General features: G+C 68.6%; 9 protein-coding genes. 3 read left to right on the top strand and 6 right to left on the bottom strand.

Annotated features, from left to right (window positions below; genetic code table 11):
- Positions 1-100: 100 nt before the first annotated feature.
- Entirely contained in the window at positions 101-2,422 is a 2,322-nt protein-coding gene (locus tag S2M10_RS02125; protein ID WP_168844640.1) for a family 20 glycosylhydrolase, read from the bottom strand.
- Between the two features lie 253 nt (positions 2,423-2,675).
- On the opposite strand from S2M10_RS02125, the gene S2M10_RS02120 reads away from it, so the two are divergent.
- Together S2M10_RS02120 and galA are read left to right on the top strand one after the other, a co-directional pair.
- A complete protein-coding gene (locus S2M10_RS02120; protein WP_168844639.1) occupies positions 2,676-3,413 on the top strand; it encodes a GntR family transcriptional regulator in 738 nt (245 codons plus the stop codon).
- 38 nt (positions 3,414-3,451) lie between these two features.
- The gene (galA, locus tag S2M10_RS02115) at positions 3,452-6,337 is read left to right on the top strand and encodes a beta-galactosidase GalA (RefSeq protein ID WP_168844638.1); all 2,886 of its coding nucleotides are present in this window, start codon (positions 3,452-3,454) and stop codon (positions 6,335-6,337) included.
- A 51-nt stretch (positions 6,338-6,388) separates the two neighbouring features.
- Here galA and S2M10_RS02110 read toward each other — a convergent pair whose 3' ends face one another.
- Positions 6,389-7,366, bottom strand: a complete 978-nt coding sequence (locus S2M10_RS02110) for a LysR family transcriptional regulator (protein WP_168844637.1) — start codon at positions 7,364-7,366, stop codon at positions 6,389-6,391.
- Between S2M10_RS02110 and S2M10_RS02105 the strand changes: the two genes are divergently transcribed.
- Positions 7,365-7,874: a VOC family protein gene (locus S2M10_RS02105; protein WP_247650562.1), complete on the top strand. Its 510-nt coding sequence runs from the start codon at positions 7,365-7,367 to the stop codon at positions 7,872-7,874. The genes S2M10_RS02110 and S2M10_RS02105 overlap by 2 nt on opposite strands.
- 27 nt (positions 7,875-7,901) lie before the next feature.
- Here the strand turns inward: S2M10_RS02105 and nagE are convergent, their stop codons facing one another.
- The 4 genes from nagE to S2M10_RS02085 all read right to left on the bottom strand — a co-directional run bounded on the left by nagE (position 7,902) and on the right by S2M10_RS02085 (position 14,363).
- Entirely contained in the window at positions 7,902-9,620 is a 1,719-nt protein-coding gene (gene nagE / locus S2M10_RS02100) for an N-acetylglucosamine-specific PTS transporter subunit IIBC (RefSeq protein ID WP_168844636.1), read from the bottom strand.
- Positions 9,617-12,097, bottom strand: a complete 2,481-nt coding sequence (ptsP, locus tag S2M10_RS02095) for a phosphoenolpyruvate--protein phosphotransferase (RefSeq protein ID WP_168845082.1) — start codon at positions 12,095-12,097, stop codon at positions 9,617-9,619. The genes nagE and ptsP overlap by 4 nt, the downstream gene beginning before the upstream one ends.
- 86 nt (positions 12,098-12,183) lie before the next feature.
- Complete coding sequence (gene nagA / locus S2M10_RS02090; protein WP_168844635.1) at positions 12,184-13,317, bottom strand: N-acetylglucosamine-6-phosphate deacetylase; 1,134 nt, start codon at positions 13,315-13,317, stop codon at positions 12,184-12,186.
- A complete protein-coding gene (locus S2M10_RS02085; protein ID WP_168844634.1) occupies positions 13,314-14,363 on the bottom strand; it encodes an SIS domain-containing protein in 1,050 nt (349 codons plus the stop codon). Before S2M10_RS02085 ends, nagA begins: the two co-directional genes overlap by 4 nt.
- Between the last annotated feature and the right edge of the window lie 43 nt (positions 14,364-14,406).

The following is a 14,406-nucleotide window of genomic DNA, read 5'->3' as shown; positions in this document are numbered from 1 at the left end:
GGGATCCATTGGTGGGAACGCTGCGGCTCCTGCTGCGAGCACACAGGCTGATGGATTCCCGCCTTCGCGGGAATGACGAAGGGAGAGGTGGGGGCGCTGGTCACTTGTCGCCCTCCGTCAGCACCACCTTCTCGACCGTATAGAACGGGTCACTGAGCGGGGACGTGAACTGGAAGCACAGGTCTTCGTCGCCGCTCAGCTTGGGTAGCGTGCCGGAAAAGCGGAATTGTTGCGGTGCCTTGGCCGGATCGGGCAGCGGGAAGGTGCCGACGACGATCGGCTTGATCGTCTTGTCCTTGGCGGCGGCAATACACCGGGCGGTGACGATCAGCTCGCCATGGGTGCTGACGTTGTAATGCGCGCGCACCTTGTTGAAGTCGTGCGCCAGGCCGTAGTTGCGGGGCGTGCGCGCGACGTTGACCGTGAAGCCGGTCGCCACGTCGAGCGGCGCGGCCGGATAGGCGGTGCAGGTGTCGAACAGGTTGACGTTGAACACCGGCGCATTTTCCTGCGCCTCGGCGTTGAGCGGCACGCGGAGACCCAGCGCGCCGCGCGGGCAGGCGATCATGTCCGAGCTGGTGCGGGTGAGTAGCGCCGCGCGGCTGGTGTCGAAGGCGCGCGGCGTGGCGGTCGCCACGCCGGCGGCGTCGAAGGCGGCGGCGGTGATCGTCGTGCCGGGCTTTAGCGTCAGCGGCGCCTTGTAGACCGGCGACTTTGCCGTTGGCTGCTTGCCGTCGAGCGTGTAGCGGATCGTGCCGAAACCGGTCTGGGTAGCCAGCGCCACCTTGGCCTGGTTCGCGCGCAGCGCATCGCCGCGGGTGCCCTGCAGCTTGTAGTCGACCGCAAAGGCACTGTCGGCGACTTCCATGCCCGATCGACGCCAGCGCGCCATCTGCGGCTGGAGGCGCTGCACGAAACCGGTGAAATCCCGCTTGTCCTTGCCCGACCAGGTGATCTCGGCGATGGCCGCCGCGCGCGGGAACAGCACATGCTGCACCTGGTAGGGCGTGATCAAATACTCGCTCCACGCATTGCCCTGCGCGCCGAGGATGTGGCTCGCCTTGTCGGCGTCGATGCCGGAGGGCATCGGCTCGTACTTGTACACATCGGCCAGCGTCTGGATCGACAGGCGGCCCGGCGGCTCGTCGCTGCGGTCGCTCTGCAGGCTGTCGAGATAGAGGGTGGGGGCAGGCGAAAGCACCACGTCATGCCCCGCATTGGCCGCTTCCACCGCGCCCTTCTCGCCGCGCCACGACATCACCGAGGCCGACGGCGGCAACCCGCCCTCCAGGATCTCGTCCCAGCCGATCAGGCGGCGGCCATGCTGCTCCAGATAGGCGCCGAACTGGTCGATCATCCAGCTCTGCAGCCCGTTTTCGTCCTTCAGGCCGAGCGCCTTGATCTGCGCCTGCACCTCGGGCGAGCGCTCCCACTGGTCCTTCACGGCCTCGTCGCCGCCGAGATGGATGTAGGTTCCGGGGAATACCGCCATCAGTTCGTCGAGCACTTCCTTGACGAAGGCGATGCCCTTGGGGCCGGGGTTGAAGAGGTACGGGTTCACGCCCCAGTCGTGCGACACTTCGGTATGATCGCCGAAGATGCCGAGTTCGGGATAGGCGGCGACCAATGCCTGGGCGTGGCCGGGCAGGTCGATCTCGGGGACGATGGTCACCCCGCGCTCGGCCGCATAGGCGACCAGCGCCTTCAGCTGCTCCTGGGTGTAGAAACCGCCGACCTTGGGGCCGGGGGCGCCGCCGGTGCTCGGCGGGGTGCGCCAGCCGCCGATTTCGGTGAGCTTGGGATAACGCTTCACCTCGAACCGCCATCCCTGATCGTCGGTGAGGTGGAGGTGGAGCGTGTTGAGCTTCACCGAGGCCATCTGGTCGATCACGCCATAGACGAACTCGATCGGCTGGAAATGGCGGGTGATGTCGAGCATCAGCCCGCGCCAGCCGAAGCGGGGGGCGTCCTCGACGTTCAGCGCCGGCAGCTTCACCGGCTTGCCGAAGCCGTGATCCGGGCTGAGCAACTGGGCCAGCGTCATCGCGCCGTAGAGCAGCCCGCGATCGCCCGAGGCGGCGATGCGCACGCCCTTGGCGTCGACGGTCATGCGATAGGCTTCGTCGCCCTTGATGCTCGCATCGCGCTCGAGACGGATCGCGCCGCTGGCGCCTGTTGCGCCCAGCGTCAGCCCGCGCTCCACCTTGACATGCGCAGCGAGCAGCTTGGCGGCATTGGCAGCGGCGGTGTCGCCGGCGGGCACGGCGATCGCGGTGCCGTTCGCCACGGTGAAGCTGCCCTTGCCCAGCGTCACGCTTGCGGGGAGGGGGGTGAGCGGCGGCACGGTCTGGGCGAAAGCGGTCGAGGATAGCAGCAATGCCGCCCAGCCGGAATGCCTTGCCGTTTTCAGGATCGCGCGCATCGGAAACTCCCCTCTTTTAAGGCGGCCGCCGAACGTGGCCGAAGCAAGGGTGTAACCAATTTAGATCCTATCGGGCAACAGGCTTGCGCGCGGCGACATAGTTCTTTGCATTTAGCCCCTTGACCAAGTCGCTTGAGACTGTTGGTATCATCGTACCAATGTAGGTCCGTGGGCGAACGTTTGCGCTGCGGGAAACTTGCGCTAGGCGCGGTTGCTTCGATCGGGCACCGGCGCCGGGCAAGGGGGAGGACGGATGACGTTTTCGGATCAGATCGGCCGGTTTCGGGAGGGCAACCCGTCGCCGTTGTATCTGCAGCTGCAGCAACTGATCCGCGAGGCGATCAGCGGCAAGGTTCTGAGTCAAGGCGATGCGATTCCCCCGGAGCGCGACCTTGCCGTGGAATATGACGTGTCGCGCATCACCGTGCGCAAGGCGATCGGTGGTCTCGTCGAGGAAGGGCTGCTCACGCGGCGCCGCGGCGCGGGCACCTTCGTTGCCGAACGCGTCGAGAAGAGCTTCTCCAAGCTCTCCTCCTTCACCGAAGACATGGCCGCGCGCGGCCGCGCCGCCAGCAGCAGCTGGATCGCACGTTCGGCGGGGCAGGTGACCCCCGAAGAGGCGATGGCGCTGGGGCTGTCGCCGGGGGCGGGCGTGTTGCGCTTTTCGCGGATTCGCTTCGCCGATGGCGAGCCCATGGCGCTCGAATTCTCGACCATCGCGGGCTATTGCCTGCCCTCGGTCGATGCGGTGGGGGACTCGCTCTACACGGCGCTGGAAGCCGCCGGGAACCGCCCGGTGCGCGCGCTCCAGCGGCTGCGCGCGGTGCCGTTCCTCGGCGAGCACGCCAAGATGCTGGGCGTCGATCCCGGCCATGCCGGCCTGCTGATCGAGCGGCGCGCCTTCCTGCGCGATGGCCGCCCCGCCGAAGTGACGCGCTCCTATTATCGGGGCGATGCCTATGATTTCGTGGCAGAACTCAGCGACGTCTGAACCTGCCCGCGCCTCGTCTTGATTTTGGAGATTGCTGCATGGATCGTCGCCAGTTGCTGCTCGGCAGCGCCGGGTTGGGGACGCTTGTCTCGCTGGGTTTGCCCGAAGCCCGGGCTGCCGCGCGGGCAGTGGAGGCGGACGGCTTTCCCATGCCCCAGCCCAAGACTGGGCTGATGCCGCGCCTGCCCGACGGCGATCCCAACCGCACCCGCATCGAGCGCGGCTGGCGATTCCATGAAGGCGATGTGCTGCCCGCGCCGCTGAAGGACCATGACGATACCTATGGCAGCGTGAAGGCCGGCAATGCGCGCGGGGCCGCCGCGCGCGACTATGACGACAGCGACTGGGCTGAAGTGCGCCTGCCGCATGACTGGGCCTCGTTCCAGCCATTTGAAAAGACAGCAAATGTCTCGCAAGGCTATCGCAAGCGGGGCATCGGCTGGTATCGCCGCCGCCTCACGCTCGACCCGGCCGATCACGGCAAGACGATCGAGCTGCACCTCGACGGGGTTGCGACCAACGCGACGGTGTGGGTGAACGGCAGCGTCGTCGCGCACAGCTGGTCGGGCTATGCCAGCATCCTGATCGACATGACGCCCTTCGCGCGCTTCGGCGAGGAAGACAATGTCATCGCCATTCGCGTCGATGCCGAGGCGATGGAGGGCTGGTGGTACGAAGGCGCAGGCCTTTACCGCCATGCCTGGCTGGTCCGCCGCGCGCCCGTCTCGATCGTCACCGACGGGGTACATTGCGATCCGCGCAGGACGGAGGCCGGCTGGAGCGTTCCGGTAACGGTCACCGCAGGGAATATCGAGCGCGCGCCGGTGGCGGTGACGGTCGAGGCCGAACTGCTCGATCCCAGCGGCAAGCGCATCGCGTTCGGCACCACTGCCGGTAGCGTCCCGGTGCTCGACCAGGCCGAGCTCGCGCTGACGCTGACCGCCGCGAACCCGCAGCCCTGGTCGGTAGAGACGCCGACGCTCTATACCGTCCATGTGCGGCTGCTGCGCGACGGCAAGCAGATCGATGAGCGGCGCACCGCGATCGGCTTCCGCACCGTTCGGTTCGATGCCGACAAGGGATTGTTCGTCAACGATCAGCCGGTGAAGCTCAAGGGCGTGTGCATCCACCAGGACCATGCCGGCGTGGGGGTCGCGCAATATGACGCGCTGCTCGGCTGGCGGCTCGAGCGGCTGAAGGCGATGGGCTGCAACGCCATTCGCATGTCGCACAACGCGCCGACCGCCGAGCTGCTCGACTGGTGCGACCGGATGGGCTTCCTCGTCATGGACGAGAACCGCCATTTCAATCCCGCGCCGGACTATCTCGCCCAGCTCAGCTGGATGGTGCGGCGCGACCGCAACCACCCCAGCGTGATCCTCTGGTCGGTGTTCAACGAAGAGCCGATGCAGGGCACCGAGGCGGGGATCGAGATGGTCCGCCGCATGGAAGCGGCGGTCCGAAAGCTCGACGACAGCCGGCCGGTCACTTCGGCGATGAACGGATCCTTCTACAATCCGCAGAACGTATCCTCGGTCGTCGATGTGATGGGGTTCAACTATTATCAGGGCGAGTATGACAAGTGGCACGCGCTGAACCCGAAACGGCCGAGCACCAGTTCCGAGGATACCAGCGCCTATGAAACGCGCGGCGCGTTCGCGAGCGACCCCGGCGCCCATGTCATCACCTCCTATGACGACGAGGCGGCGCCCTGGGGCAACACCCATCGCAAGGCGTGGCAGCTGATCGCCGCGCGCGAATTCATCGCGGGCGGATTCGTCTGGACCGGCTTCGACTATCATGGTGAGCCGACACCCTATGCCTGGCCGACCATTTCCAGCTTCTTCGGCATCCTGGACCTGTGCGGCTTTCCCAAGACGGCGTTCGGCATCCACAGCGCTGCCTGGATAGACGATGCGCCCGTCGTGTGGCTGGCGCCGCACTGGACGTGGCCCGGCAAGGAAGGCCAGCCTATCAAGGTGTTCGTCGCCTCGAATGCGGAAAGCGTGACGCTGCTGCTGAACGGCAAGACGATCGGCACGCAGAAAGTGGACCGCCTGCAGGGAAATGAATGGCAGGTGCCCTATGCGCCGGGCCGATTGGAGGCGCAGGCGATGCGCGGCGGCAAGGTCGTGGCGCGCATGGTGCACGAGACCGTCGGCAAGCCGGTGGCGCTGCGGCTCACCCCGGCGCGCACGGTGATGGCGGGCGACGACGAGGATGTGCAACCGATCACCATCGACGCGGTCGACGCACAGGGGCGGCACGTGCCGACCGCCAATCTGATGACCAACTTCACCGTCGACGGCGCGGTGATCATCGGCATCGGCAATGGCGATCCGAACAGCCATGAGCCGGAAAAGGGCAATGCCCGTTCGCTGTTCAACGGTCTCGCGCAGATCCTGGTGCAGGCAGGCACCGGCCGCGGCAAGATCACCGTGCGCGCGACGGCCGAGGGGCTGAAGCCCGCGCTGCTCACCATCGACCGCGCCGACATCGCGCCGCGACCGCAGATCGGCGCCACGCTGCCGCTGATGGTGCTGGGCGACTGGCGGCGCTCGGGGCCGATGGCCGACAAGCCTAAGCCGGGCCTGGTGCCGGACAACAACAGCTGGGCGTTCCTGCGCAGCGCGATGCCGACCCCGGCCGAGCCGCAGCCGGGCTGGCGGATCTACAACAACCGCCTGACGCCGTGGAAGCGCATCGCCGCGGGCGGTGGGACGCTGCGCTTCGCCAGCATCGGCGGGCGTGCGGAACTGTGGGTCGACGGCAAGAAGGTGGCCGACAAGACCGATGCGGCGCCGGCGCCGCTGGAGGTCACCTTCCCGGCGGGGTCCGGCGAGCGTACCGTCGAGTTGATCGTCCAGGCGCCGGCGGGGCAGGAATCGGGGCTGCTCGGTAAGGTGACCCTCACGCCGCGCTGAACGGATCGGGGTGGGGCAATCGGGCAGGATCCCGATAGCCCCACCACGCCGTCAACCATGGCTGTTTGTGCCGGATTGGGGAAGGTCCGCCACGGCTGCCGCTCCCTGACCGCGCTGCCGCGCGCGCTCCGCCGCGACGAGGTCGACAAATGCGCGGAGCGGCGCGGTCATCAGGCGGCGGGAGAAATAGAGCCGCGGCCCGTCGAAGCGCGGCCACCAATCGGGCAGCACCGGCGCCAGCGCGCCCGCGCGGAAATGCGGCGCGAGCCAGTTCTCGAAGGTCGCGATCACGCCGCAGCCGTTGCCCGCCAGTGCGATGGCGGCGGGCGCCGCATCGACGCCGATGGTGAGCCTGCCCGGCGGATCGAGCTTTACCGCCTCCTCGCCGCGCTCGAACTCCCACGGCACCATCGCGCCGCTGGAGAAGCGCAGCCGGATCGCGGCGTGCCCTAGCAGGTCGCGCGGATGGGCGGGGATTGCCCGCTCGGCGAGATAGGCCGGTGCGGCAGCATAGGCGATGCGCTGGAAGGGCAGGCCGATCGGCACCGCGATCATGTCCTGCGCGAGATGCTCGCCATAGCGGATGCCCGCGTCGCAACCCGCCGCGACGATATCGACCAGCCGATCCTCGACGACGATCTCCACCCGCACCTGGGGATGCAGCTGGAGGAACCGATCGAGCAGCGGCGGCAGCATGTCGACCATCACCGCGCCGGTGACGTTGAGCCGCAGCTGTCCGCGCACCTCGTTGCTGATGGCGGCGACGTCCTGCAGCGCGGCGCGGGTCTCCGCCAGCAGTGGGGACAGGCGGGCGGCGAGTGCTGCGCCCGCATCGGTAGCGGTCACGCTGCGGGTGGTGCGGATCAGCAGCGGCGCACCGATCTGGGCCTCCAGCTGCGCGATCTTCTCGCTCACGCTCGCCGGGGACAGGCCGAGCCGCTTGGCGGCCGCGCGAAAGCCGCCGCCTTCGAGCACCGCGAGGAAGATCGTGAGGTCGTCCAGCCGCAACCGGTCAAGATTGTTCGCCATGGCGATCAGCCTATGCGCTTCTGAACCGATTATCAAAGTTCAGCAAACAGCGCAGATCCGCAGCAACTCGAACAGGAGATTGGACGCGATGACGACACAGCGGATTCAAGGCATCGATCACGTCGGCGTGGTCGTGCAGGACCTGGCGGCGAGTGTGGACTGGTATGCTGAGAAACTCGGCTTCCGGGTGCTGCACCCATTTGCTTTCCCGGGTGCGGTGGCGGCGTTCGTCGGGCGAGAGGGGCTGCGGCTGGAGCTGCTGCAGGTGGAAGGGGCGGCCCCTCCCGCGCCGGAGCGGTTCGACCGAAGGACGAATTTGCGGCTGGGCGGGATCAATCACCTCGCGATCGGCGTCGCGAACATGGCGGCGATGATCGCCGATCTGGAGGCGAAGGGCGTGGAGATCGTGTCCCCACCGGTCGAGGTGCCCGGCAGCGGCGGGGAGCTTTATGCCTTTATCCGCGACGGCGAGGGGATGCTGATCGAACTGTATCAGCGGGCAGGCTAGGGGCGCGGCATCCGGCCGCGCCCGGGTTCAACCGCGCAGCCTGGCGAGGACCGCGTCGTCGCCGAGCAGGTGCAGTACCGTGGCCGAGGGGCGGGCCAGCCCGCGCAGGCCGAGCGCCAGCAGCGCATCGCCATCCACCTCGGCGAGGTTGCCGAGCTCGACGCGCAGTCGGTTGTTGTGAGCGCTCACCGCGCGGATGTTCGCGGCGCCGCCCAACGCCGCCAGCGCCGCCGGCTGGAGGGCTACCGTCGGCGCGCTGACCGGGGCTGCGGCCGGTGCAGCGGGGGCCGCCACGCCGCCGAGCGCGGTCGCATCGCGGATCTCGACCGCCACCACATCGGCGATCGGGCCCAGCACCACCTGCAGCGCACGCTCCGACGGACGCAGGATGCCGTGCGCGCCGAGCGCCTTGAGCGCGGCATCGTCGACCACGCTCTGGTCGGCGACGATCAGGCGCAGGCGGGTGGTGCAGGCGCCGATCTCGACCAGATTGGCCGAGCCGCCGAGCGCGCGGGCGAAGGCCTCGCCGCGGCTCGAGGGCGCGGTACCGGCAGCGGCCTCGGCGGCCACGGGTGCCTCGGCTTCGCGGCCGGGGGTCTTCAGGTCGAAGCGGCGGATCGCCCACGCGAAGATGCCGTAATAGAGCGCGAAATAGACCAGCCCGACGGGGATCAGCAGCAGCGGCTTGGTCGCCTTGCCGAAGTTCAGGACGTAATCGAACAGGCCCGCCGAGAAGCCGAAACCGAGCTTCACGCCCAGCAAATTCATCACCACCATCGCCGCGCCCGTCAGCACCGCGTGGATGACGTAGAGGATCGGCGCCAGGAACATGAAGCTGTATTCGATCGGCTCCGTTACGCCCGTCAGCAGCGAGGTGAGCGCGAGACTGAACAGCAGGCCGCCGACCGCCTTGCGACGCTCCGGCAGCGCGGCGCGATACATGGCGAGGCAGGCGGCGGGCAGGCCGAACATCATCACCGGGAAGAAGCCTGCCATGAACGCGCCCGCGCTGGGATCGCCGGCGAAGAACCGACGCAGGTCCCCCGTCGCGCCGTTATAGTCGCCCTGCACGAACCAGAACACGTTGTTGAGGATATGGTGGAGGCCGGTGACCAGCAGCACGCGGTTGAGGAACCCGAAGGCGAATAGCCCGAAGCTGCCCGCCCCCGAGATGCCGCGGCTGAGCCCGTCGACGCCCGCGCTGATGTGCGGGAAGCCCACGCCGACGATCACCGCGATGAACAGGCCCGCCAGTCCGCTGACGATCGGCACGAAGCGACGGCCGCCAAAAAAGGCGAGATAGGCCGGCAGCTTGATGGCCGAGAAGCGGTTGTAGAAGCCGCCGCCGATCAGCCCCGAGGCGATGCCGATCGGCACGTCGAGCCGGGCGACCGCCTTGGCCTTCCATGCCGCCACGGCGAGCGCGGCCTGGTCCTTGTCGAGGCCCGCGCCGATCGTGTCGGGCACCGCAAGCAGGCTCTTGCCCGCCTCGGTCGAGACGAGGAAGCAGACGATGCCGGCAAGGGCCGCCGCGCCGTTGCCGTCTCTGGCATAGCCGGTCGCCACGCCGATCGCGAACAGCAGGCCGAGATGCGAGAACAGCGCATCGCCGGCGGCGCTGACAAAGGCGATGTTGAGCAGGTCCGGCTGGCCGAGCCGCAGTAGCAGGCCCGCCACCGGCAGCACGGCGATCGGCAGCATCAGCGCGCGGCCCAGCGGCTGGAGCGTTTCGAGGATCTGCTTCATGCGGTGAATTCCCGGGCAAGGCGGCGGACATCGGCGGCGGTGGCGCAGGTCAGCGCGGCCGCGGCATGGGCGCGGGCGCGCTCGAGCGTGAGGGTGGCGAGCAGCGCCTTCACTTCCGGCACCATCGACACGGTGGCCGAAAGTTCGGTTACGCCCAGGCCGACCAGGATGGGGACCGCCAGCGGATCCGAGGCAAGGCCGCCGCATACGCCGACCCAGCGGTCCTTGCTGGCAGCGCCCCGGCAGGTATCGGCAATCAGACGCAGCACGGCCGGGTGGAGCCCGTCGATGCCGCTCGCCACCGCCGGATTCCCGCGATCCATGGCGAGCGTGTATTGCGTCAGGTCGTTGGTGCCGATCGACAGGAAGTCGGCTTCGGCCGCCAGCAGGTCCGCGGTCACGGCGGCGGCAGGCGTCTCGACCATGATGCCGAGTTCCACCTTTTCGCCGATGCCGAGCTCGCCGCGCAGCCGATCGAGCACCGCACGTACCGCGCGCAGCTCGCCGACGCTGGCGATCATGGGCAGCATGATCTTGGCAACGCCGATCGGGCGGACGCCGAGGATCGCGCGGAGCTGGTCCTCCAGCACCTGGGGATGGGCGAGGCCTACACGAATGCCGCGCAGGCCGAGCGCCGGGTTCTCCTCCGCCGCGATCGGCAGATAGGGCGCGGGCTTGTCGCCGCCGATGTCGAGCAGGCGAATGATCAGGGGGCGGCCTTGCAGCGCCTCGGCGATCGCCTGATATTCAGCTGTCTGTTCCGCCACGCTGGGCGGCATGTCGCGATCCAGGAACAGGAATTCGGTGCGCAGCAGGCCGCTGCCCTCCGCGCCGGCTGCGATCGCGCGCTCCGCATCGCCGACAGAGCCCAGATTGGCGAACACTTCGATTCGGGTGCCGTCGGCAAGCCGAGCCTCCGCGCCGGCGGCCGCCCGGGCGGCCGCGAGGGTCGCGGCGCGTGCAGCGACGCGCGCTTCGGCGTCGCTGCGCTGCGCATCGCCCGGAGCGACGCGAAGGGTGCCGGCGCCCGCATCCAGGATCAGCGTCTCGCCTTCTTCGACGGTACGCAGCGCCGCGCCCATGGCGACCAGCGCCGGGATGCCGAGGCTCGCAGCGAGAATGGCGACATGCGAGGTCGGCCCTCCGCGCGCCGTGCAGAAGCCGCGCACCTGTGCCGGATCGAGCGCAGTCACCTGCGACGGCAGCAGGTCGTCTGCCAGCAGGATGGTATCTTCGGGAAAGAGCAGCGGCGTATCCTGCACGCCTTCGATCGCGGAAACGACCCGGCGCTCCAGATCGACCATGTCGTCGGCACGTTCCGCGAGATGGGCGTCGCCGCTCTCGCGCAGCAGCGCCGCCTGTGGACGCAGGGCCTGGCGCCACGCCTGGCCGGCGCTCGCGCCGTCGAGGATCGCCTGGCGAGCGGCCTCCAGCAGTTCAGGATCGTCGAGCATCGCGCGATGGGCAGCGAGGATCGAGCGCATCGGCCCGGCAGCGTGGGTGAGATCGGCATCGATCACCTGGGCGACGCGTCCCAGGCCATCTTCCAGACGCGCACGTTCCAGGCTCGCGCCCTTGCCGATCGGATCGATCGTCAGTTCGGGCAGACGGAAGAACCGGGCCGTGCCGATCGCCAGCCCTGGTGCGGCGGGAACGCCGGCGAGCAGGCCGGGTTCGGCCGGAACGGGGGCAGGGGCCGGCTGCGGCGGGGAAGCGACGGGCGCAGCGGCGGCAGGATCGGCCTTCTCCCCCATGCCGCTTTCGATCAACGCCGCGAGCGTAGCCGCCGCCTCCTCGGCGCGGCCGCCCTCGGCGAGGATGCGGATCGTGTCGCCGAGCTTGATACCCAGCGTCATCAGCCGCACCGGGCTGCGCGCGTCGGCGCGCTGCGTGCCCTTGGTGATCGTCACCTTGGCGGCGAAAGGCACCAGAACCTCGCGCAGCCGCGCGGCAGGGCGGGCATGGATGCCATGTGCCAGCGGCACGACGACGTCGCGAAACGCGGTTTCGCCTGCGACGACATCGGTCGCCTCGGCGGTCGCGCTCTCGCGGTGAACGGTAAAGATCGGCTCGCCCGGAGCGACCATGCCGCCGCCATGCTTGCGCGTGACCGTCACGCCGTCCTGAGCGATCAGCAGCACTGGCGTCACGATCGAGGGCGCGCCGCACACCACCGCGTCGAGATCGAAGCGAACCAGAACCTCGCCCGCGCGAACTCGATCGCCCACCTTAACCTGCGGATCGAAGCCGGCACCGGCCAGCTGCACCGTATCGATGCCGATGTGCATCAGCAGCTCGACACCGTCGCTGGCGCGCAGGGTGATCGCATGGCCGCTCGGTTGCAGCACCGTCACCTCGCCATCGCACGGCGCATAGAGACAACCTTCGGTTGGATCGATCGCCACGCCGTCGCCCAACATCCGCTGGGCGAAGACGGGATCGGGAACTTCCTCCAGCGGCATCAGCCATCCGGCCAGCGGCGCGCCGATGGCGAGGGCCCCGGCAGTGGCGTCGTCATGAGAAAAGGGCGGCGCGATCGTGCTCAGGGCGGGTCTCCCAGGGTTCAGGGGAAGCGGATTGCGCCGATCCAGCACCCGGCGGGCTGGAAGTCGCGGGTCATCTGCACCCAGTCGGCGCGCAGCCCGGGGGCAAGCGTGCCGCGCTCGTGCGACAGGCCGAGGAACGCGGCGGGGCTGGCGGCGGCCATCATCGCGGCATCCTCGGGCGAGGTGCCGATACGGGTGACCATGTGGCGGAACGCACCCGTCATATCGAGCGCCGATCCGGCCAATGTCCCGTCGACGCCGAGCAGCCGGCCGCCATCGACGCGGATATGCTGGCCGTGCAGATCGAACGCGGTCATATCCGATCCGACGTTCGGCATGGCATCGGTGACCAGCAGGAAGCGATCCTGCGGGCGGGCGGCGAGCGCGATGCGCAGCGCCGCGTCATGGACGTGGAAGCCGTCCGGGATGATGCCGCAATAGGCCGTCTTATTCTCGAGCGCCGCGCCGACCACGCCGGGTGCCCGGTGGAGCAGTGGCGACATCGCATTGTAGAGGTGCGTCACGCCGGTCATGCCCGCGCCAAAGGCTGCGCGGGCGGTTTCATAGGTCGCGTCGCTATGGCCGATTGCGAGCAACACGCCGGCATCTGCCAGTCGGCGAACATCGGCGAGGTCGACCATCTCCGGCGCCAGCGTCACCAGCACCTTGCCCCTACGCGGGCGGCCGAGCAGTTCTACCATCGCAGCGTCGAGACCGCGGAACTTCTCGGCGTCGTGAATGCCCTTGCGCGCCTTGTTGAGGATCGGACCCTCGATATGCACACCGAGGACGCCGGGCACGCCGGCTTCGATCGCGGCATCGGTGGCGTCGAGCGCGCGGGCGATCACTTCTGGCGCGTCGCTGATCAGCGTCGGCAGGAAGCCGGTGGTGCCGAACTTGGCATGCGCCGCGCCAATCGCCGCGATACCCTCGACGGTGGTCGCATCGTTGAACAGCACGCCGCCGCCGCCATTGACCTGGACGTCGATGAAGCCGGGAACGATCCAGCCGCCGTTCAGATCGACGGTCTCAGTGCCGCTGCCTTCCGGGGCAATCGAGACGATCCGGCCCTGATCGACCGTGATCACCGCTTGCCGAAACGTGCCGGCGGCGGTGACGACATGGCCGTTGACGAAACGGAAACTGCTCATCGAGTTTCGGTCACCTTGCGGAGATACAGCGGCGCATCGGGATCGTTGCCGCGCGCCAGCGAGAGCGCGTTGACCATCGGATAGAAGCTCTGAACCATCAGGATCGGCTCTACCGCGGGGTGGCCGGCCAGCACCGGCAGCGGCGAGGCGTCACCGGCCTTGGCATCCGCCAGGCTTATGCGGGCGCCGCGCTCCGCGAACTCGGCGGAAGCCTCGCGGACGCTGTCGCCCGCGCTATCGGACGTTGCGAAGGCGAGAACCGGGAAGCCCTTGCCGACGATCGCCATCGGACCGTGGCGGACTTCGGCGGCGCTGAACGCCTCGGCGTGCAGGCTGCAGGTTTCCTTGAATTTCAGCGCCGCCTCCTGCGCGATGGCAAAGCTGTAGCCGCGCCCGATCACGAACAGGTTGGTGGCATTGCGCAGCGTCTCGACGACCGGGCTCCAGTCGAAGTCGCGCGCCTGCTCCAGCTGTTCGGGCAGCGCTGTCAGGGCCTGACCCAAAGCTTCGTCCTGGGCCCATTCGGCGACCAGGGCGGCGAAGGCGGCAAGCGCGGTGATGTAGGACTTTGTCGCCGCGACCGAGCGCTCCGGCCCGGCCTTCAGGCCGATGGTGGTGTCGGCCATCGCGGCGAGCGGCGACTCCTCGTCGTTGACGAAGGCGACCACGCGCGCGCCGGCCTGCTGATATGCCTTCACCGTGGCGAGCAGGTCCGGGCTGCGGCCGCTCTGCGAAACGGCGATGCACAGCGCACGGGTAGTCGAGACGGACGCTTCGAACACCGATGCGACGGACGGCGCGGCGGAGGCGACGGGCACGCCGATCATGGTCTCGATCAGATATTTGCCATAGGTGGCGGAATGATCCGACGAGCCGCGCGCGCAGGTGACGACCAGCGCCGGCGGATCTGCCCGTAACGTACGCGCGAGCGCGGCGATGGCAGCGCCATTGGCATCCAGCAGGCGGCGGACCGCTGCGCCAGCTTCGGCAGCCTCGGACGCCATCAGCGTCGCACCGCCCGCGGGCCTTTCGATTTCAGCGATCATGTCCCCCATTGCCTCCACTGGCTATGACCGAGCTAGGAATAAG

Source organism: Sphingomonas sp. S2M10 (assembly GCF_012650175.1).
GTDB lineage: Bacteria > Pseudomonadota > Alphaproteobacteria > Sphingomonadales > Sphingomonadaceae > Sphingomonas.
This window is presented reverse-complemented; position numbering and strand designations above follow the sequence as displayed.